Below are 19193 nucleotides of genomic sequence, written 5' to 3'. Positions count from 1 at the left end.
GCTACTACCGAGTATTCTTACTCTGGAGTAAGTTGCTTGTCGATAGCCTATCGGAACCCCACACGGATGAGGTACCTCACATGCCTGATGCACCCAGCACGGACTTCTACGCGGCCTTCGTGAAGTCGGGCCCCGGCTCCTTCCTGGCCAGCCGCCTCGGCCTGCCGCAGCCGCCGGTCCTGCGTCGCTACCAGGCCGGCAAGCCCGCGCTCGCCGGCCCCGTCCTCCTCGGCGGCAAGGGCCGCCTCGTCGAGCCCGTCCGCGAGCTGCTCGCGGACTACGACCTCGTCGTCAACAACGGCGGCGCCCGCGGCGCCGAGAAGCTGGGCGGCGCGGTCTTCGACGCCACCGGCATCACCTCGATCGACGAGCTGGTCGGCCTGTACGAGTTCTTCGCCCCGCAGATGCGCTCGCTGGGCAACAGCGCCCGCCTCGTGGTGCTCGGCACCACGCCGGAGCTGGTCGAGGATCTGGACGAGCACATCGTCCAGCGCGCCCTCGAGGGCTTCACCCGCTCGGTCGCCAAGGAGCTGCGCGACGGTGCCACCGCCCAGCTCGTGTACGTCCACCCGGACGCCGCGACCGGCGCCTCGGGTCTGGCCTCGACGCTGCGCTTCCTCCTGTCCGGCAAGTCGGCCTACGTCGACGCGCAGGTCATCCGCGTCACCGACAAGGACGCGACCGCCCCCGCAGACTGGGACAAGCCGCTCGCCGGCAAGGTCGCCCTGGTCACCGGCGCCGCCCGCGGCATCGGCGCGACCATCGCCGAGGTTCTCTCGCGCGACGGTGCGCACGTCATCGCCGCCGACATCCCCGCCGCCGGTGAGGCGCTGTGCGCGGTCGCGAACAAGGTCGGCGGCACCGCGCTGCCGCTCGACGTGACCGCCGAGGACGCGGGTAAGAAGATCGCCGAGCTGGTGAAGTCGCGCCACAACGGCCTCGACATCATCGTCAACAATGCCGGCATCACCCGCGACAAGCTGCTCGCCAACATGGACGAGGGCCGCTGGAACTCGGTCATGGCCGTCAACCTCAAGGCCCCGAAGCAGCTGGTCGACGCCCTGCTCGCCGAGGACGCACTGAACGAGGGCGGCGCGGTCGTCGACGTCTCCTCGATCGCCGGGATCGCCGGTAACCGTGGCCAGACCAATTACGGCGCGACCAAGGCCGGCGTCATCGGCCTCGTCGACGCCTACACCCCGGTGCTCGCGAAGAAGAACATCACCATCAACGCGGTGGCCCCCGGCTTCATCGAGACCGCGATGACCGCGGCGATCCCACTGGCCACGCGCCAGGCCGGCCGTCTGATGAACTCGCTGCAGCAGGGCGGCCAGACCGTTGACGTCGCGGAGACCATCTCCTACTTCGCGGCGCCGTCCTCGGCCGCCGTGACCGGCAACGTCGTGCGCGTCTGCGGTCAGAGCCTGCTGGGAGCCTGACATGGCCAAGAACGTGACCGTGCTGCAGGCGCCGCCGTCGAGCCTGTCCGTGCTCACCCGCGGGCTGCGCGGCATCCTGCCGGTCGTCGGCAAGCAGGGCCCCCTCAAGCCCGAGACCGCCCTGCCGGACCGGACCGTCGAGCTCACCGTCGACGTCGATCCCGCGCGGGTCGGCGAGTACTGCGAGGTCGTGGGGCTGCGCAACACCGGCGAGGTGCCGGTGATGTACCTCTACGTGCTGTCCTTCCCGCTCATCATGGATCTGTTCCTGGCCGACGACTTCCCCGCCGCCGCAGTGGGTTCCGTGCACGTGGAGAACACGCTGACGCGGCGGCGCCGCGTGGTGCCGGGCGAGTCGCTGACGCTGCGGACGTCGGTGGGCAACCTGCGGGAGCACCGCAAAGGCATGCTCATCGACTTCACAACGGAGTTCACCGATGCGTCCGGCGCATCGGTCGCGTCCGAGGTGTCGACGATGCTCATCCAGCAGCGCACGTCGCTGTCAGGTGGCGACGGTGCCCGCGGCAGCGCACCCAAGGAGGGCCGCCCCGGCGCCCCCGACGCGCTGCTGTCCGTGAACGGCTCGCTGATCCGGCAGTACGCGGGCGTGAGCGGCGACCGGAACCCGATCCACATGTCGCCCCTGGGCGGCAAGGCCTTCGGCTTCCCGTCGTCGATCGCGCATGGCGCCTGGACCGCCGCGGCGATGCTGCGCGTGGTCGAGGGACACATCCCCGACGCGGTGGTGCACCACGTGCGCTTCGGCAAGCCGGTGATCCTGCCGGCGCGGATCGGCATGTACGTCTCGCGTGACGAGGCCACCGGCGGGACCGAGATCGTGGCGAAGGACCTCAAGAAGGGCTTCCCGCACGTGACGGCCACCGTCACCCCGCTGTAGTCCGCTGTTCGACGGTGCCGAGCGAGCCCGCTCGCTCGCTCCCGGCGCTCACGGTGCCCCGCCCGGCTTCGGCCAGGCGGGGCACTGTGCGTTCCGGGGGGGCAGGAGGTCCGGGGGGATCGGCTGGGCCGGCGCGTAGGGGGTGATCAGGCGGGCGCGAAAGAGTCATGTGTCGTTCCGACAACCTATGCGCCCGACGCATGTCCTGAAACACTGCAGGTCAAACACCATTTCGACGATCAGAGTCATGCGCTCAACGCATACCCCGCTCACCCGTCGGCGGACGCCCCGTCGAGATAGCGCCGCAGTGCATCGCGCCGGACCGCGATGCACTCGACGCACCTGCACATGCGTTCCCACTCGTCCTCAACGGCCCGCTTGGCGTCCGGATCGAGATGAGCTGCAGAGATGCCGCCCGCGTCGGACGCGGCATCGATGATGTCGGCGACCAGCCGCACTGGAACCCCCGCAGACACGAGATCGCGGATGTCCCCGGCTCTTTCGGCGAGCTCGACGGCGTAGTCCCGGTAGCCGTTGGCCGATCGGTCCGGGACGAGGAGGCCCGCCTCCTCGTAGTGCCGGAGACTGCGCTCGGTGATCCCCGTCAGCCTCGCGAACTCACCGATCTTCACTTCCGCCCCTTCGGTCTTGACCTTGACGCTAGCCGGAATGTTCAACGATCGCCGCATGACGATCACAGCGATTCACGACCGCATTATCGGCGACGACGACGGCACACCCGTTCTCCTCATCCACGGTTTCACTGTCGACCACCGGATTCTGCTCCCCCTGGACGACGTATTCGCACGTTCGTCGCATTCGTGGCGGAGACACTACATCGACCTGCCCGGCTTCGGCGCCAGCCCCGCCGGACCTGAGGTCGACGGTGCGGACGCCCTCGGTAGGGCCGTCGAGGACTACATCGGCGAGCGTTTCGGCACAGAGCCTTTCGCTGTCGTGGGCAACTCGCTCGGCGGTGCCCTCGCTCGGCGCATCGCGTGCTCGATGCCGGACCGGATCCTCGGGATGTGCCTCATCGTCCCCTCCGTGGTCCCGCTCGCAGAACGCGACCGCCCGGCGCCCAGCCGATTCGACGAGGACACGTCGCTGTTGGAGGAACTGTCCGGCGAGGACCGCGCAGCGTACGCGGAGATGGCCGTCGACCTGACGCGGGACAACTGGGAACGGTATCGCGATGCCGTCCTGCCGGGTCTGCGGACCTACGACCGCACTGTCGCTGCGCGGATCTGGGCCGACTTCTCCTTCGCCGCCGAGCCCGAGACACTTCTCTCGGAACCACTGAGCGCACCGTCTTTGCTCGTCACTGCGCGCCAGGACTCCGTCGTCGGTTTCGTCGACCAGCTCCGCCTACTGGAGCACTACGACCGAATGTCGATGCTCCTCATCGATCGCGCGGGCCATAACGTGCACATCGACCGTCCGGCGCCGGTGCGGGCGGCGGTCGGCGATTGGATCGATCGCATGGCGCCCGAGCGCGGATCCGCTCCGCGCCTATGACACTCCAGCCTCCGGCCCCGTCCAGCCCTCGCAAGCTCTCGATCGACGAGGGTATGCGCGCAACGCATAGCCTGGCTCCGCAAAATGCACTCTGACCTGCGATTTCATGGGGCATGCGCGGGGCGCATGACTACTGGGAACGACCACAGGTCCTACGCGGTCCCCGCGCGCCCTGCCCCGCCCGCGCTCGGCCGAGCCCGAGCGCACCGTCGGCGAACTACTCCGGGCGCTCGCCGCGGATGCCGCCCCAGAGGAACGAGGTCATGATCTCGACGGCCCGGTCGAGCTCGACCTTTCCGGTGGCCAGACGGTCCGCGATCGCCTCACCGGAGCCGACCAGGGCCACGGCGTAGAGCTCGAAATCGGTGTCGTCGGGGGCGTACTTCGCCGCCTCGCGGAGCAGCACCGCCGTCATCTCGACCACCCGCTCGCGACTGGTCTCCGACAGCGCCGCGAACGCGGCCTGACCCGTGGCCTCCCGGTACATCACCCGCCACGCGTCGCGGTTCTGGTCGACGTACTGGAGGAAACCGGCGATCACCGAGCGCAGGCGCTGCAGCGGCGGGAGCGTGGGGCTCGCGTCGAACTCGATGCTGCGCATGAACTTGCCCGCCTCGCGGGTCACGCAGGCGCCGAACAGCTCGTCCTTGGACCCGTAGTACAGGTACAGCATCGGCTTGCTGATCTGCGCTTCACGGGCCACGGCGTCCATGGACGTCTCGTAGAACCCGTTGCGCGAGAACACCTTGATGGCGGCGTCCAGCATCTGCTGCTCGCGCACCGCGCGGGGCAGACGCTTCGTTCCACCGGCCATCGGCATCCTCCTTACTCTCGAGTCAGATAATAGCCCACAAAGTTACCCGCAAGTAAGTTCCGGGAGAATCCGCGGACTTCAGCAGGTGACGACGTGCTTGGCGCGGGCCACGCGGAGCACGGAGGCGTCCAACTGTTGACGCGTGAGCTTCCCCGACTTCACGGCGGCCTCCACCGCGTCCAGCGCGGCACCGAGCTGGTCGGTCGAGATCCACAGCGCGATGTCCGCCCCGGCGAGGAGCGCCTTCGTCACCGCCTGCGGCACGCTGAACTCGTTGGTGATCGCCTTCATGCCGGACAGGTCGTCGGTGAAGATCGGGCCGTCGAAGGGCTTGGCACCGTAGCCGGTTCCGCCGCGCAGCAGGTGCATGGTCGCGGGGCTCAGGCTGGTGGGCAGGCCCGGCTCGGTCAGCCCGGGCACCGTCAGGTGGCCCACCATGATCCCCGCGTCGCCGGACGCGGCCGCCGCGCGGAACGGGAGGAGGTCCTTGGTCTTGAGCTTGCTCAGCGGCGGCACGCTGACGCCGCCCTGATGCGAGTCGCCGGACGAGCTGCCATGGCCCGGGAAGTGCTTGAACACCGGGTACACGCCGCCGTCGCGCAGGCCGGCCGCGAAGGCCTGGGAGTACTTCGTGACCACGGCGGGATCGTTGGAGTACGACCGGTCACCGATGACGGAGTCGTCGGGCTGCGCGGAGACATCGGCGTCGGGCGCGAAGTCGACCGAGATGCCCATCGACTTCATGAGCTTGCCGACCCGCGCGCCCTCGGCCCGCGCCTGCGCGACGGTCATCGTGCGCGCCAGCTCCCGCGCCGAGACGAGGTTCGCGCCGGGCACCCGGGAGACGCGGCCGCCCTCCTCGTCGACGGACACCATCGCCGGCACCTTGCCCGCCTTCGCCACCGATTGCAGTGTGCCGCTGGAGAACACGCCCTTGTCGGTCCAACTACCGATGAACACCCCGCCCACGCCCTGCTGCACGGCACGGCGGGCGTCGGCGGCGTCCTTCACCCCGACCATGAGCAACTGCCCGACCTTCTCGCGCACCGTCATCTTCGCGAGGAAGTCCGTCCCACAGGACGCGGGGCGTCCCGGGCCCGACGGTGCCGCGGAGGCCGTCGAGCTCGCCGCCTGCGCGGCCGTCGCGGTCGTCGACGGCGCGTCGGGCGTGGAGGTGCCGCACGCGGCGACCGTGGCCGCGGCGATCACCACGATCGTGAGATTCCGGTTCAGTCGCATCGGGATCAGTGTGTCAGATCGGCCGTCAGCCCTTCGCGACCTTGTCGATCGAGGCGACGAGGAGCTTGTCGAACAGCGCGCGGTCGGGCGTGCTGTCCATCGACATCACGACCACGGAGACGGCGTACGACCCGACCCGCGCGATGCCGACGACGGACCGCTGCTTCGTGCTCTGCCCCGCGACCTGCGAGGTGGCGGTCTGCTCGATCACGACGAGGTCGTCCGCCGGGGTCTTCGGCGCGTCGGAGACGACGGTCGTCTCCATCTGCGTGCGCACCTTCTGGCCCTGCACCGACATCTCCGCGGTGACCGACTTGCACGCGCCCCGGTAGGAATCGCGCAGCTTCGCCACATCGGGCTTCTGTGCGATGACCGACTCGCTCGCCACGCCGGTCCCGACGGTGCCGACCGCCATGCCCAGCTGGGAGACGTTCAGGTTCTTCGCCGCGTCGACGACGGCCGTGCCGGACCCGCACGACGCCGGGGTGATGGTGGCGCCGTTGGCGGCGCCCGACAATTGGTCGACGGACTGCTGGAGCTGCGCCTGCCCGACGGGCACGGCCGTGATGCCGGCCGGCAGCTCGGCGGCGGTGAGCGCGAGGTCCTTCGCGGGCTTCGCGGCGGCCGCGGCCGTCTCCGCCGCGGTGGCGGAATGGCCGCTGTGGTCCGTCGTCTCGGCCGAGCCGCCGCCGCAGCCGGCGACGAGTGCGGCGGCGGCCAGTGCGGTGGTCGCGACGCCGGTGAGGCGGATGAGCTTCGTCATGATTTCTCCCGATTTCTGCAGGTCCTGCGCCCGCTGAGCGTGCCCGAGCACGCCCAGCGGACGTACCGTTCACCGGTGAGTATCGCTGTTCCCGCCTCCGCGTGGCTCCACGACTGGCACTTCGACGCCCTGGGTGTCGCGGCGGTCCTCCTGGCCGCGGCCTATCTGTGGGCCGCGCGGGGCGGGCCGGTGCCGTTCGTGCGCCGGGTCGCGTTCACGGTCGTCGGGTGCGCGGCGGCCGTGGCGATCGCGTGCGGACCGATCACGGAGTACGCGCCGCACCTGTTCTGGGTGCGGGCGCTGCAGATCACGCTGCTGCTGTACGTGGTGCCGCTGGGCCTGGCGTCGGGGATGCCGGTCACAGTCTTCGGCGGCCTCCTGTCCCCCGCCCGACGGTCCGCCGCGCTCCGGGCCCTGCGCAGCCCGCTCGCACGGGTCCTCGGGCACCCCGCCGTGGGCTCCGGCCTGTTGTTGGTGACGCCGTGGGTGCTGCTGTTCTCCGGCTGGAACCTCGCGGCGATGCGGAATCCCGCGCTCGACCTGCTCACGCGCTGCCTGCTCGTCGGCGCCGGTTTCGTGTACTTCTACACCCGGGTCCAGGCGGACCCCGTGCCGCGGCGCTACCCGCAGGGCCTGTCGCTGCTGATCACGCTGGTCGAATCGCTGGCCGACGGGGTACTCGGGATCGTCGTGTGGCTCGGACCGCTGCTGTACACCGCGCATTACGCCGCACTGGGTTTCAGCGAGGACTCGATGCGGCTGTCGCAGACCGTCGGGGCGGGCATGCTGTGGCTGCTCGCGGACCTGTTCGGCCTGCCCTTCCTGGTGATCCTCATGTTCGCGCTGCGCCGCGAGGACGCCGCCCGGCAGGTCCGGGTGGACGCGGCCGAGGACGCCCGGGACGCGGCGCGCGCCGACGACGAGCAGGCGGGCGGGGGCGCACCGTCGAACGGACTGTGGTGGGAATCCGACCCCGAACTGGCCAGCCGGTACCACCGCTGACACGCCCGTACTTGCATCTTGCAACTCAACGGTTTCGGCGTAATCTGGAGGTATCAGACAACCGCGAACATCGAGGTGATCCGCATGACTGTCTCCGTCAAGGTTCTGATCGCGTACGACGGCTCGGAGTCCTCCCAGCGCGCCGTGAAGTACGCCAGCAAGGTGCTCGCCCAGGGGCGTGACGCGGAGGCGATCGTGGTCACCGCATGGGAGTCCACGATCCATCAGGCCGCCCGTCTCTCCGCGATGTCGGGCGTCGCCGGGGCCGGGGCCGCCGAGACCGCCCTGACCCGCGAGAGCGACATCGTCCACGACGAGGCGCGCAAGACCAACCAGGAGGGCGTCGACCTCGCGGCCGCCTCCGGGTTCGCCGCCCGGGGTGAGCTGGTCGAGGTGTCCACCACGGTCTGGGCCGCACTGATCGCCGCGTCGGACACCGACGACGTCGACGTGATCGTGTCCGGCAGCCGCGGCATCTCCGGCATCAAGGCGCTGTGGCACTCGTCGGTCTCGGAGCACGTCCTGCGCGGCTGCCAACGGCCCGTGATGATCGTGCCCTCGGGCTGCGCGGACCTGTAGTCGCCGCCCGCGACCATGCCCGCACGCCGCGTGCGTCCGCGGCGTGCGTCCGCTCGACCTGTAGACTCGCCCGCATGGACCGCACCTCGATCATCGCCAGCGCCACCGCCGCGCTCGCCGGCATCGTCGTCGCCGTGGCCCTCGCACTGGTGAGCGGCGCGGCCGTCGGCCAGACGACGCCGTCCACCGACATCAACAGCGTGTCGAAGGACAAGGGCTTCCTGCAGGGCTCGTCGAACTACGGCGAGCGCGACGACTCGGGTGCCAACAAGTAGCCCCCAGCATTCCGACGAACCCCTGACCCGCCGCGCAGGCGCGTGGGCGTTCGTCGTCCTGCTCGCGCTGAGCTTCCTCAGCGCCCCCGGCAAGGTCGTCGCCGACACCAAGCTCGACCTCACCGCGAACCCCCTCGGCTTCCTGGCCCGGGCGGCGAACATCTGGTCCAGCCAGTCGCCGCTGGGCCAGGTGCAGAACCAGGCCTACGGGTACTTCTTCCCGCACGGCGCCTTCTTCGCCCTCGGCCAGCTCCTGCACGTCCCGCCGTGGATCACGCAGCGGTTGTGGTGGGCGCTGCTGCTGTTCGCCGGGTTCTGGGGGATCGTCCGGCTCACGGAGGCGCTGGCCACCGGGTCGCGCGGCAGCCGGATCGTGGCCGCGTCCGCGTTCGTACTCGCACCGCAGGTACTCACCACACTCGGTGCGATCAGCTCCGAGACCGCGCCGGTGATGCTCGCGCCGTGGGTGCTGCTGCCGCTGGTGCAGATGCTCACGGGCGCGGACGTCCCCCTGCGGAACCTGGCCGCGAGATCCGCGGTCGCGGTCGCGCTGATGGGCGCGGTCAACGCCGTGGCCACCGGCTTCGCGTGCGCGGTGGCCGCGGTGTGGTGGCTGCTGCACGTGCGCTTCGGCCGCGGGACCGGCCCGTTCTGGCGGTTCAGTGCCTGGTGGGCGGTGTGCGTCGCGCTGGCCACCACCTGGTGGATCGTGCCGCTGCTCATCATGGGCCGGGTCAGCCCGCCGTTCCTCGAGTTCATCGAGTCCTCCCGCGCCACCACGCAGTGGGCGTCGCTGCCGGAGGTCCTCCGCGGCACCACGTCGTGGAGCCCCTTCATCTCCGACGAACGCGCGGCCGGCGCGATGCTGACCACCGCCCCCGCCGCCGTGGTCGTCACGGGCCTGCTCGCCGCCGCCGGCATCGCGGGGCTCACCATGCGCGGCATGCCCAAGCGCGGCGTCTGGGCGACGGTGTTGCTGATCGGGTTGGCCGGCATCGGCGCGGGCTACGCGAGCGGGTTGGGCTCGCCCTTCGCAGAACCGGTGCGCGTCTTCCTCGACAGTGTCGGCGCACCGCTGCGCAATGTCTACAAACTCGAACCCTTCCTGCGGTTGCCACTCGTCCTGGGCCTGACGCACCTGCTCGCGCGGGCGCCGCTACCGGGCACCGTCGGGCTCGCGCGCGTGCGGCGGGCACTGGCGCACCCCGAGCACGACCGGCTCGCCGCGGGCGCGCTCGCGGTCGTCGTGGTGCTGGCGCTCGCGGGCGGCATGGCCTGGACCGGCAAGCTCGCGCCCCGCGGCCCCTACGACAAGATCCCCGACTACTGGTCGCAGGCGGCCGGCTGGCTGTCCTCGCACGCCGCCGGGACCGCGCCGGGGCAGGCCCGGGCCGAGCGCGCCCTGGTCGTGCCGGGCGCGCCCTTCGGCGCGCAGTTGTGGGGCCTCACGCGCGACGAGCCGATCCAGCCCCTCGCGGAAACCCCGTGGGCCGTGCGCGACGCGATCCCGCTCAACCCGCCCGGCGCGATCCGTGCCCTCGACTCGGTGCAGCGCCTGTTCAGCGCGGGAACCCCGTCACCGGGGCTCGCGGCCACGCTGCGCCGGCAGGGCATCTCCTACCTGGTGCTGCGGGCCGACCTCGACCCCGACACCTCCCGCTCGGCGCGCCCGGCGCTGGCCCGCGCGGCGATCGAGGGCTCGCCCGGGATCACGCAGGTCGCCACGTTCGGGCCCGAGGTCGCGCCGCCGACCGTCGAGAAGGTGGTCGTCGACTCGGGACTCCGGCCGCCCCTGCCCGCCATCACGATCTACCGGGTCGACGGTGCCGTTCCCACCGGCCCGTACGTCACCGACCTGGCGTCGATGCCGCGGGTCGCCGGCGGTCCGGAGTCGCTGCTCACGCTGCAGGCCGACGCCGCGACCGCGGGCCGGCGCGAGCTGGGCTCAGCGCTGCTCGCCTCGGACGCCGCCGCGGCCGGCCTGCCCGACGGTCCGCTGACAGTCACGGACACGCCGAAGAACCGCGAGACCGACTACGGCCGGGTCGACGACCACAGCTCCGCGATCCGCACCGCCGACGACGCTCGTCGCACGCTCAACCGGTTGCCGGACTACCCCGTCGCGGGCGCGGGCCCGGTCGACGGGGCCTGGGATCCCGACGGCGGCGGCGCGAGCATCACGGCGTCGAGCTCGGCGGCCGACGCGACGCAGCTCGGCACGGTGCTCCCCGGCGCCGGACCGGCCGCGGCGGTCGACGGCGACAAGAACACGTCCTGGGTGTCGTCGGGCCTGGACCACGCGCTGGGCCAGTGGCTGCAGTTCACGCTGCCGGAGGCGCGCGGCGACCTCTCGGTGACGGTCACCGTCGGGCGGGCGCTCGGCCCCGCGGTCACACGGCTGCTGATCTCGACCGAGGCGGGCACCGTCTACTCCGATCCGGTCACGGCGAACACCCCGATCACGCTGGTCGCGCCGTCCGAGCCGACGCGCTGGGTTCGGATCACCGCCGCCGACACCACCGATCACACCTGGGGCAACCAGTTCGCGGTCTCCGAGGCGCAGCTCACCGACGCCCGGACCGGTCGCGCGGTCCCCGCCCGTCACGACGTGGTCCTGCCACGGTCCGGCCCCGCGGAGCGCTGGGTCTTCGGGCAGGACACGATGGGCCGCTCCGGCTGCGTCGTCACACCCGGCGAGAAGGGCGCGCCGGGCCCGGTGCAGTGCGCCGACATCGCGATCGGACCCGAGGAGCCCGGCCGGCTGCGGCGCACCGTCGACGGTCCCGGCGCCCCGGCCGTTCTGCCCGCGTTGACGGTGCGAGCTCGGCCCGGTCAGGCGCTGTCGACGCTGCTCGCGAATCCGGCGGCGCCGTCGGCGTACGCGGAGTCGGCGGTCGGCGACGGCCGGGGCAGTTCCGCCGCGGTGACGGACGGCGACCCGAACACCACCTGGACCGCCCCGCAGTCGGTCACGCAGGCCACCTCGCCGAAGCCGGTCCTGCGGTTGCGGCTGCCGTCGGCGCAGCTGGTCGCGGGCCTGACGCTGACGATGCCCCGCGGCGAGGCGCCCACCCGGCCGACGCGGGTCGGCATCGACCTGGGCACGGGCCGGCAGGTGCGCGAGGTGCCGGCGGGCGATTCCGTCACGGTGAATGTCGATCCCGCCGTGACCGATTCGATCTCGATCTCCCTGCTCGACTGGGACGAGCGGCTCAACGTCAACGCCCTCGGATTCCCGGAGAAGATGCCGCCCGGCCTCGCCGAGGTGCAGGCCGTCGGGCCCGACGGTGCGCCCGTTCCCGGCTCCGAGCCCGCCCCCGCGGACCGCCCGATCTCGGTGCCGTGCGAGACCGGACCGACGGTCCGGATCGGCGACCGGGACGTCCGGTTCCGGCTCGAGGCGAGCGCCCGCGAGCTGCGCGACGGTACGCCGGTCCGCGCGATCGCCTGCGATACCGCTCCGCTGCCTCTGCCGGGCGGTCGGACGCAGGTCGTCGCGACGCCCGGGCTCGCGTTCAGTGTGGAGACGCTGACCCTGGACACGCCTGCATCGGCGTCCGCCGCGGATTCGGCCCGCGATGCGCCGCGGGACGAGAGCGTGAAGGTGCAGAGCTGGACCCCCGACCGTCGCGTCGTGACGGTCAGCAGCGCGGCCGCCGACCAGGTCCTCGTCGTGCCCGAGAGCCGGAACCCCGGCTGGGCCGCGACCGGGCCGGACGGGAAGCCGCTGCGCGCGGTGACCGTCAACGGGTGGCAGCAGGGCTGGGTGGTTCCCGCGGGGACCGATGGCGCTGTGACACTGCGGTTCTCGCTGAACGCGCCGTACCGCATCGGGCTGTTCGGCGGGCTGCTCCTGCTCGTGATCCTCGCCGCGCTGGCGCTGGTTCCGGGTTCCCGACCCGGCGCCTCCGCCGCCGTACGCGCCTGGCAGCCGGGGCCGCTCGCCGGTGTCGGTGTGGGCGCGGCGGCGTTCGTGCTGAGCGGCTGGCCCGGTCTGGCGCTGTGGGCGGTCGCCGGCGTGGCGACGTGGGTGATCTCGTCGCTGCGCGTGAGCCCCGAGCGCCGCGCCGCCCTGCGCGTCTTCGGCTCGGCGGGTTTCGTGCTCGCCGCGATGCTGCTCCTGGCCACGGGCCCCTGGCACGCCGATGCCGGCTACGTCGGCCACGGGCCCTGGCCCCAGGGCCTCGCCCTCGTCGGCGTGTTGCTGATGGCCTGGTCGACGGTGCCACCCCTCCGCCTGCCGGGCCGTCGTCGCGACCGATCCGGTGAGGCGGGGCCGGCGGGCGCGGCGGGGACGGCGGGGACGGCGGGGACGGCGGTCAAGCCCCGCTCCGCCGAGGAGCAGTAGTCGGTCGAGAAAGGTATGCGCTGCACGCATGCCCCACGGTTACGCAGCTCAGATGAGGTTTTGGGAGCGGAGGGTTATGCGGTTCGCGCATACCCCGATCGGGCGCTCCACCGCGACAGCCATCGCCGACCACCCACGCCCGACCCGCGCGAGCCCGCGAGCTGAAGGCTGGGAACGTAAGCCAGGAGCCGGCAGCCGGGAACGTGAGCCGGGAGCCGGGAACGTGAGCAGGGAAGCCACGGGCCGGCAACGTGGGCCAGGAGCCGCGGGCCGCGGGCCGGCAACGTAGCGCTGGGAGCGTGGAGTGCGGGCCACGGACCACAAGACCACAGACCGCTCGAGAACACGCGTCGCGAGCAACGCGCCCACCTCGCAGCCCACCGGGGGTATGCGCAGCACGCATACCCCTAGCCGAAAAATATGCGCCTGACCTGCACATATTTGGGTATGCACGATGCGTATACCCTTTTCGGAACGACACTGCCCTCGCCCCAGCCCGGCACCTGCGGCGCCCCGACCCAACCCGCCCAGCCCGGCCCCGCCTGACCTGACTCCGGCCTGTCCTCGATCCGGACCGGTGTTAGACCCCGGCCTCGGTCTCGACCGCGCTCCCGACCGCGCCGTCCACCGCGCCCTGGGACCCGACTGTGGCGGCGGACCGTCGGGCCTCATGACGGGCCAGCCAGCGGCGGGCCGGCTCCTCCACCCAGGCGTAGCTCAGCGCCGCTACGGCGATCGAGAAGACGAGGGTCAGCAGCGTGACCGCCACCATGTTCCCGTGGAAGGGCATGATCGCGAACAGCGGGAAGATCGCGGTCAGCACCACGAGGTGCCAGATGAAGATCCCGTACGACCAGCGCCCCAGCGCCAGCATCGGCCCCGACGCCAGCCATCGCGACGGCGCCCCCACGGGTGCGAGCACGAGCGGTGCCAGCAGCAGGAGGGCCAGCACACCGCCCAGGCCCATCCGGACCGCGAACTGCCAGGACTCGGGGGTGTCCAGCGTCACCGGGCCGCCGAGTGGCGTGCAGATCACCCCGAACACGACGAGGGCTGCCGGCCAGCAGATCCGCCGCCGCGCGAGCCGCCGCGCCCCCGCGTACCGCGACACCGGAGCACAGACCATCTCCGCGAGCACCATGCCCGCCACGAACCACGGGACGTAGGAGGGCAGCCAGTTGTGGTGGTTCACTCCCGGGGGCAACGCCAGCGCGGCGCCGACCCACGCCCAGGACAGCGACGCCGCCGCCACCGCCAGCAGGACCGGCACGCGCCATGGCGCCCGCGCTCCGCGCACCCGCACCAGTGCCAGCGCAGCGAGCGGCAGCACCAGGTAGAACAGCATCTCCACCGACAGCGACCACATCTGGGTGAGCCCGTCTGTGAGCGAATAGGGCACGAAGACCTGCGTCAGCGTGAGGTTGGCGAACCAGGTGGATCCGGACGGCGGGTCAGCCCGCGGCAGCAGCGCCAGCGCCACCACCGCGACCACCAGATACGCCGGCATGATCCGCACGAGTCGCGACCGGTAGTACCGCCCCGTCGCAGGCCCGGCACCGTCGGACCACGCGGCCCGCGCGTGCGCGCGCCACAGCAGGAATCCCGACAGCCCGAAGAACAGCGCGACCGCCATGTCGAACCGGCCCCACACCCGGCCCATCACCGAATGTCCCACCTGACCGGTCTGGAAGGCGGTGTGGGTGAGCATGACGGCGACCGCCGCGACCGCCCGCATTCCTTCGAGCGCGGGCACGAAACCGGCCGCGCCCGCAGTCTTTGCAGTCGCGAAATCGCTGGTACCGGCTGTGCTCATCGTCCACAGAATCTACCCGTGATTCCGGCCCGCCCCGCGCGCGCGACCGGTGTCCCGCCGGTCGCACCTGTAGGCTCGGGTACTTGTAGACGGGTGCGCCGGTGCGTGCCCTCGCAGCGAACCGGCGCGTGCGACCACGCATGCGCCCCGTAGAAGATGTGAGGAGACACTTCGATGGCGGTAGGCCGTAGCAGGCTGGCGCGCGTTATCGGTCCGATCCTGATCTTCGTGGGCGCACTCCTGATCACGTCCGCGATCGCCGGACCGGTCTACGTGGCCGGCAAGCTGACCACGATTCCGCTGAACCTGGACATCACCACGGTGGCGAGGTCGGAGAAGCCTGCGGACTCACAGGCGGACGCGCAGTTCCCCGCGCGCCAGCTGGACCTGTGCTCGTTCAACAAGCCGAAGGCCGTGATCAACGACGTCTCGGTGACCACGCAGACCCGCACGCTCGTGACCTCGCCGTCGGACAAGAGCACGATGACCGTCCAGTCCGGCATGTCCATGGTGGTCCCCTCGATCAAGACCAAGGGCGAGCCCCGGCACCCCGAGCTGACCGGCGCCGCGAAGAACGAGCGCCCCTGCGACGACGGCCTGGTGCAGGCGTGGCTGGACCGCGTATCGCTGGACCGCGAGACGGGCAAGCCCACCGACAAGATCTCCGAGGCCACCTACTCGCCCGGCGAGAGCGCTCCCGCGGTGAAGATCGGCGATCGTCAGGGCCTGCAGTACCGCTTCCCCGCGGACACGACGCAGGACGGCCAGTACTCGTTCTTCGACCTCATCACGCGCAAGAACGTGGGCCTGAAGTTCGTCGAGGAGAAGGAGGTCAGCGGGACCAACACGCTGCACTTCCAGGGCACCCAGGACTGGGTCGACCTCTCGACCATCCGCGACGGCAGCGACGCGACCCTCGGCACGGTGCTCACCAAGACCGCCGGCTGGTGGGGCATCGAGGGACCGGGCGTCGACGCCAAGGACGACATCACCCTCAACCGCTGGGCCAAGACCGCGGTCGACCTGTGGGTGGACCCGAAGTCGGGCATCATCGTCGACCAGTCGCTGCATTACACGCAGCAGTTCCGCACCCCGGCGCAGGTCTCACCGAACACGGCCAAGGCGATCCGCGACTTCCGCCTCGAGGTCTTCAACGCCCAGCAGCGCTGGGTCGATGCGACGGTCCGCTCGCAGGCGGAGGCCGCGAAGTCGGCGCAGAACAGGATCGCGGTCGCGAAGTACGTGGTGCCGGTCGCCGGCGGTGTGCTCGGCGTGATCGCCCTGGGGCTCGGCGCGTTCGCGCTGATCCTGGGCCGTCGGGCCGCTCCTGCGGCGGGCGGGCGCACCGGGGGCGGAAGCTACGACGGTGCCGCCCCGAGCGCCCCGCTCGACGACGAGCCCACCGCGCACTTCGGCGGCGACGATCCGACGACGCCGCTGGGCGCCGACGCGGATCCGGCCACGGAGGCCTTCAGCGCTCAGCCGCGGCCGGACGAGTCCCGGACCGAGGCGATCGACTTCCGGAAACGGGACGACCAGCGCTGATCGCCACAACAGCACCGACCACCATCACCGCCGCGAGCGCACCCAGCGCCGCGGCGGTGATCATTTCCACGGGCGTGCGCGGCCAGGTCAGCAGGACGGCCGCCTCGACCGCGAGCACCGCCCACGCGTAGCCGGCCATGCGGGTGCGCTCGATCGCGATCGCGTACAGCAGCAGCCCCTGCAGCAGCGCGATGAGCGCGCCCTGCGCGGCGAACAGCCACAGCAGCCCCTGCACGGGCCGGTACTCCGCGCCGGCGAGCAGCGTGGCGAGCGGCGCGCAGATCGCGGCCCCGGCCACGCACACCAGTCCGAGCCCGATCAGCAGAGCGAGCACGGTACGCAGTGCGCCCCGGGCCCGTTCGGGCGTGGCGAGCTGCGGATAGAACACGACTCCCACCGCCTGCGGCAGCCAGAACGCGACCTTAGCGGCCACCGCGCCCAGCGCGTAGGTGCCGCCGGCGGCCGCTCCCAGCACGGGCCGCGCGAGCAGCAGGTCCAGCGACGCGAACACCGCGAGCACCAGCTGCACCGAGCTGGCGCCCAGAACGGCCCGCACGCCGGCGACGGGATCGAGTGAGGGCGCACCGTCGGACCCGGGCGGCGAGCCGGCGAGCACCCGGCCGAGCCCGGCCGCGACGAGAGCGCCCACGGTCGTGCCGAGCAGTGCGGGGCCGGGGCCCACCAGCAGCCCCGGAATGCTGAACGCCAGCTTCCCCAGGCCCGCGACGGCCAGCAGGACGGCGAGTCGTCCGAACCGCCGCTCCCCCTGCAGGACGCCCTGTTCGACGGCGAGCAGCACCAGCGCAGGTGCGGCGGCGAGTGCGGCGGCGGCCGTGATCGCCCGGGTGTGCAGGCCCGCGGCCGCGAGCGGCACCGCGACCCCGGCGAGCAGCGTCGCGCCGACCGCGATCACGTACCCGAGGCGGCGCATCTGCGCGGCGCCCGCGCCGCGCACCACCTGGCGCGCGACCACCGTCTGCAGTGCCAGCGCCGGCACCGCGAGCACCAGCACGAGCTGCAACAGCGCGGCGAACTCGCCGTAGCCGGACGGCCCGAGCCAGCGGCTCGCCGGCAGGTGCACGAGGTACGAGCAGAGGTTCGCCAGCATCGAGCCGACCGTCACCCACGCCAAACCGCTCACCCGCACATTCTGTCAGTAGGGTGGCGGAGATGAGATCGCGCGACGCTGCCCTCGCCGCCTGGTCGGCCGCGCTCGCGTTCGTGATCCTGGGCCCGCTGGCGGTGGGCGGGCGGTATCTGCTGCTCCGCGACGCGGTCTCCACGCCGCGCTCGCACCTCACCGACGCCGCGCTCGGCCTCGGCGGCAACGCCGCTCGCGCGACCCCGCAGGACTGGTTGCTGGCGCTCGGCTCGCAGGTCGTCGACGGTGGCCTGCTGGTCACGGCCCTGCTGTTCGTCGCGCTCGCCGCGGCGGGGTGGGGCTTCGGGCGCTGCGCGCTCGCGATACTGAGTGCCGTGGGCCGCGACGCCGGCCTCGGCGCGGGCCTGGCCGGGGCGACGGTGGGGCTGTGGAACCCGTTCGTCGCCGAGCGCCTGCTGCAGGGGCACTGGAGTCTGCTGGCCGGCTACGCGGCGATCGGGTGGATGATCGTAGCCGGACTGCGGCTGTCCGGCCGGCGGCAGCTCGGCGCCTTCGCCGCCTGCCTCGCCGCGGGCGGCCTCACGCCGACGGGCGCCGTGTTCGCGCTGATCGCGGGCCTCGTGACGGCGCCGCGGCGCTGGGCGTGGCAGTTGGGCCTGTTCGTCTGTGCGGCGGCGCCGTGGGTGTATCCCTCGCTGGTGTCGGGCGACGGTGTCCGCGCCGACCCGGCGAGCGTCGCCGTGTTCGCCGCACGGGCCGAGCCCGGACTGGGCACGCTGGGGTCGTTACTCGGGCTCGGGGGGATCTGGAACCGCCAGTCCGTGCCCGACGGTGCGCCGTGGCTCTGGACCGTCCTCGCCATCGTCCTGCTGGTGGGCGGGCTGATCGTGCTTCGCGCCCGTCTGTTCTCGCCGCCGCTGGGCCGGATCGCGCTGCTCGCACTGTGTGCGGTGGTCCTGCCCGCGCTCGCGGCGACCGGGCCGGGAGTATCGGTGCTCGGGGCCGTGGTGCAGGCGATCCCGGGGAGCGGGCTGCTGCGCGACGGGCAGAAGTGGGTGGCGCTCGCGGTGCCGCTCGTCGCGACCTGCGCCGCGGCCCTGGTGTCCGCGCTGCCGGCCACGGCCCGCACCGCGGGGGCGGTCGCGGTCGCCGCGCTGCCGATCGCGGTCCTGCCGGGGCTCGCGTGGGGCGTCGGCGGGGCGCTCGCGCCGGTGACCTACCCGGCGTCCTGGCGCACCGTCGCCGATGCCGTGCCGGCGGACCGCGGAGTGGTCGCCGTGCTGCCGCCGGGGATGTTCCGGACGTACGCCTACGGGCCCGCGGCGCCGGTACTCGACCCGGCGCCGCGGATGCTGCGCGCGCCCGTCCTGCAGACCGGTGAACTGCGGGTGGGCGGCCGGTCGGTGGATCGCGTGCCGGGCGTCGCGGCCGACGCCGAGGACGCGCTCGCCTCTGGCGGCGACGCCCTCGCGGGCCGGCTGGCGCAGCTCGGCGTCGGGTGGGTGCTCGTGGAGGCGGTGTCCGGCGACGACGGAGCGGTGTTCCCGACGGTGCCCCTGCCGGGCCTGGCACTCGTCGTCGACACGCCCGAGCTGCGGCTCTATCGCGTGCCGGGCGAGATCGCGACCGCGGGCGCGTCGCCGCCGGAGCGCGCCGGAGCGTGGGCCGCGCACCTGCTGTGGGCCGCGGTACTACTGGGCGGCGCAGCTGCGGCCTCCCCGATCCGACGGTCCGCCGCCCGCGCCGTGGCCGCCGACTCCGACGACGACGGCTGAGCGCCCGGACATTCTGTACACCGTTCGGTCTTTTTGCGATTCCGCTTGCAGCTTCATGTCCGTTATTTCTTCATGTAATTAGC

15 protein-coding genes are annotated in these 19193 nt (G+C 72.2%); 9 read left to right on the top strand and 6 right to left on the bottom strand.

Features of this window, described 5'->3' with window-relative positions:
• The first annotated feature begins 80 nt into the window (after positions 1–80).
• Positions 81–1439, top strand: a complete 1359-nt coding sequence (locus AXK60_RS20100; RefSeq protein ID WP_068573843.1) for a 3-oxoacyl-ACP reductase — start codon at positions 81–83, stop codon at positions 1437–1439.
• Between the two features lies 1 nt (position 1440).
• Positions 1441–2337 (top strand): MaoC/PaaZ C-terminal domain-containing protein, encoded by an 897-nt coding sequence (locus AXK60_RS20095; RefSeq protein ID WP_068573841.1) that lies wholly within the window; start codon positions 1441–1443, stop codon positions 2335–2337.
• Positions 2338–2606: 269 nt separating this feature from the next.
• Here the strand turns inward: AXK60_RS20095 and AXK60_RS20090 are convergent, their stop codons facing one another.
• Positions 2607–3026 (bottom strand): MerR family DNA-binding transcriptional regulator, encoded by a 420-nt coding sequence (locus AXK60_RS20090; RefSeq protein WP_082778151.1) that lies wholly within the window; start codon positions 3024–3026, stop codon positions 2607–2609.
• On the opposite strand from AXK60_RS20090, the gene AXK60_RS20085 reads away from it, so the two are divergent.
• Complete coding sequence (locus AXK60_RS20085; protein ID WP_068575255.1) at positions 3025–3855, top strand: alpha/beta fold hydrolase; 831 nt, start codon at positions 3025–3027, stop codon at positions 3853–3855. The genes AXK60_RS20090 and AXK60_RS20085 overlap by 2 nt on opposite strands.
• 217 nt (positions 3856–4072) lie before the next feature.
• Here the strand turns inward: AXK60_RS20085 and AXK60_RS20080 are convergent, their stop codons facing one another.
• The 3 genes from AXK60_RS20080 to AXK60_RS20070 all read right to left on the bottom strand — a co-directional run bounded on the left by AXK60_RS20080 (position 4073) and on the right by AXK60_RS20070 (position 6671).
• Positions 4073–4669, bottom strand: a complete 597-nt coding sequence (locus AXK60_RS20080; RefSeq protein WP_068573837.1) for a TetR/AcrR family transcriptional regulator — start codon at positions 4667–4669, stop codon at positions 4073–4075.
• A gap of 78 nt (positions 4670–4747) precedes the next feature.
• The gene (locus tag AXK60_RS20075; protein ID WP_068573835.1) at positions 4748–5908 is read right to left on the bottom strand and encodes a glycoside hydrolase family 3 N-terminal domain-containing protein; all 1161 of its coding nucleotides are present in this window, start codon (positions 5906–5908) and stop codon (positions 4748–4750) included.
• Between the two features lie 25 nt (positions 5909–5933).
• A complete protein-coding gene (locus AXK60_RS20070; protein ID WP_068744507.1) occupies positions 5934–6671 on the bottom strand; it encodes a hypothetical protein in 738 nt (245 codons plus the stop codon).
• A 75-nt stretch (positions 6672–6746) separates the two neighbouring features.
• Between AXK60_RS20070 and AXK60_RS20065 the strand changes: the two genes are divergently transcribed.
• The 4 genes from AXK60_RS20065 (at position 6747) to AXK60_RS20050 (ending at position 12875) form a co-directional block, all read left to right on the top strand.
• Entirely contained in the window at positions 6747–7673 is a 927-nt protein-coding gene (locus tag AXK60_RS20065; RefSeq protein ID WP_068744505.1) for a cytochrome c oxidase assembly protein, read from the top strand.
• Positions 7674–7757: 84 nt separating this feature from the next.
• The gene (locus AXK60_RS20060; protein ID WP_068573829.1) at positions 7758–8252 is read left to right on the top strand and encodes a universal stress protein; all 495 of its coding nucleotides are present in this window, start codon (positions 7758–7760) and stop codon (positions 8250–8252) included.
• Positions 8253–8326: 74 nt separating this feature from the next.
• The gene (locus AXK60_RS20055) at positions 8327–8527 is read left to right on the top strand and encodes a DUF2613 family protein (protein WP_068573827.1); all 201 of its coding nucleotides are present in this window, start codon (positions 8327–8329) and stop codon (positions 8525–8527) included.
• On the top strand, positions 8514–12875 hold the full coding sequence (locus tag AXK60_RS20050) for an alpha-(1->3)-arabinofuranosyltransferase (protein ID WP_175400079.1): 4362 nt from the start codon (positions 8514–8516) through the stop codon (positions 12873–12875). Before AXK60_RS20055 ends, AXK60_RS20050 begins: the two co-directional genes overlap by 14 nt.
• 580 nt (positions 12876–13455) lie before the next feature.
• Here AXK60_RS20050 and AXK60_RS20045 read toward each other — a convergent pair.
• Positions 13456–14688 (bottom strand): acyltransferase family protein, encoded by a 1233-nt coding sequence (locus AXK60_RS20045; protein ID WP_082778148.1) that lies wholly within the window; start codon positions 14686–14688, stop codon positions 13456–13458.
• Between the two features lie 174 nt (positions 14689–14862).
• Here AXK60_RS20045 and pgfA point away from each other — a divergent pair, with 174 nt between their 5' ends.
• Entirely contained in the window at positions 14863–16233 is a 1371-nt protein-coding gene (pgfA, locus tag AXK60_RS20040) for a cell envelope lipid trafficking protein PgfA (protein WP_082778147.1), read from the top strand.
• On the opposite strand, the gene AXK60_RS20035 is transcribed toward pgfA, so the two are convergent.
• Positions 16160–17374 (bottom strand): lipopolysaccharide biosynthesis protein, encoded by a 1215-nt coding sequence (locus AXK60_RS20035; protein WP_068573823.1) that lies wholly within the window; start codon positions 17372–17374, stop codon positions 16160–16162. The genes pgfA and AXK60_RS20035 overlap by 74 nt on opposite strands.
• Positions 17375–17403: 29 nt before the next feature.
• On the opposite strand from AXK60_RS20035, the gene AXK60_RS20030 reads away from it, so the two are divergent.
• On the top strand, positions 17404–19110 hold the full coding sequence (locus tag AXK60_RS20030; RefSeq protein WP_244881142.1) for an MmpA family trehalose lipid delivery protein: 1707 nt from the start codon (positions 17404–17406) through the stop codon (positions 19108–19110).
• Positions 19111–19193 lie beyond the last annotated feature (83 nt).

This window comes from Tsukamurella pseudospumae (assembly GCF_001575195.1).
Taxonomy (GTDB): Bacteria; Actinomycetota; Actinomycetes; order Mycobacteriales; family Mycobacteriaceae; genus Tsukamurella; species Tsukamurella pseudospumae.
The sequence above is the reverse complement of the archived record's forward strand: the minus strand, read 5'-3'. Positions and strand labels throughout refer to the sequence as shown.

What these genes read in the sequence shown, in the direction of transcription:
- AXK60_RS20080 (WP_068573837.1), bottom strand. Translation starts at nt 4,669, where the DNA reads ATGGCCGGTGGAACGAAGCGTCTGCCCCGCGCGGTGCGCGAGCAGCAG.
- AXK60_RS20055 (WP_068573827.1), top strand. Translation starts at nt 8,327, where the DNA reads ATGGACCGCACCTCGATCATCGCCAGCGCCACCGCCGCGCTCGCCGGC.
- AXK60_RS20085 (WP_068575255.1), top strand. Translation starts at nt 3,025, where the DNA reads ATGACGATCACAGCGATTCACGACCGCATTATCGGCGACGACGACGGC.
- AXK60_RS20045 (WP_082778148.1), bottom strand. Translation starts at nt 14,688, where the DNA reads ATGAGCACAGCCGGTACCAGCGATTTCGCGACTGCAAAGACTGCGGGC.
- AXK60_RS20090 (WP_082778151.1), bottom strand. Translation starts at nt 3,026, where the DNA reads ATGCGGCGATCGTTGAACATTCCGGCTAGCGTCAAGGTCAAGACCGAA.
- AXK60_RS20030 (WP_244881142.1), top strand. Translation starts at nt 17,404, where the DNA reads ATGAGATCGCGCGACGCTGCCCTCGCCGCCTGGTCGGCCGCGCTCGCG.
- pgfA (WP_082778147.1), top strand. Translation starts at nt 14,863, where the DNA reads ATGGCGGTAGGCCGTAGCAGGCTGGCGCGCGTTATCGGTCCGATCCTG.
- AXK60_RS20095 (WP_068573841.1), top strand. Translation starts at nt 1,441, where the DNA reads ATGGCCAAGAACGTGACCGTGCTGCAGGCGCCGCCGTCGAGCCTGTCC.
- AXK60_RS20075 (WP_068573835.1), bottom strand. Translation starts at nt 5,908, where the DNA reads ATGCGACTGAACCGGAATCTCACGATCGTGGTGATCGCCGCGGCCACG.
- AXK60_RS20100 (WP_068573843.1), top strand. Translation starts at nt 81, where the DNA reads ATGCCTGATGCACCCAGCACGGACTTCTACGCGGCCTTCGTGAAGTCG.
- AXK60_RS20060 (WP_068573829.1), top strand. Translation starts at nt 7,758, where the DNA reads ATGACTGTCTCCGTCAAGGTTCTGATCGCGTACGACGGCTCGGAGTCC.
- AXK60_RS20070 (WP_068744507.1), bottom strand. Translation starts at nt 6,671, where the DNA reads ATGACGAAGCTCATCCGCCTCACCGGCGTCGCGACCACCGCACTGGCC.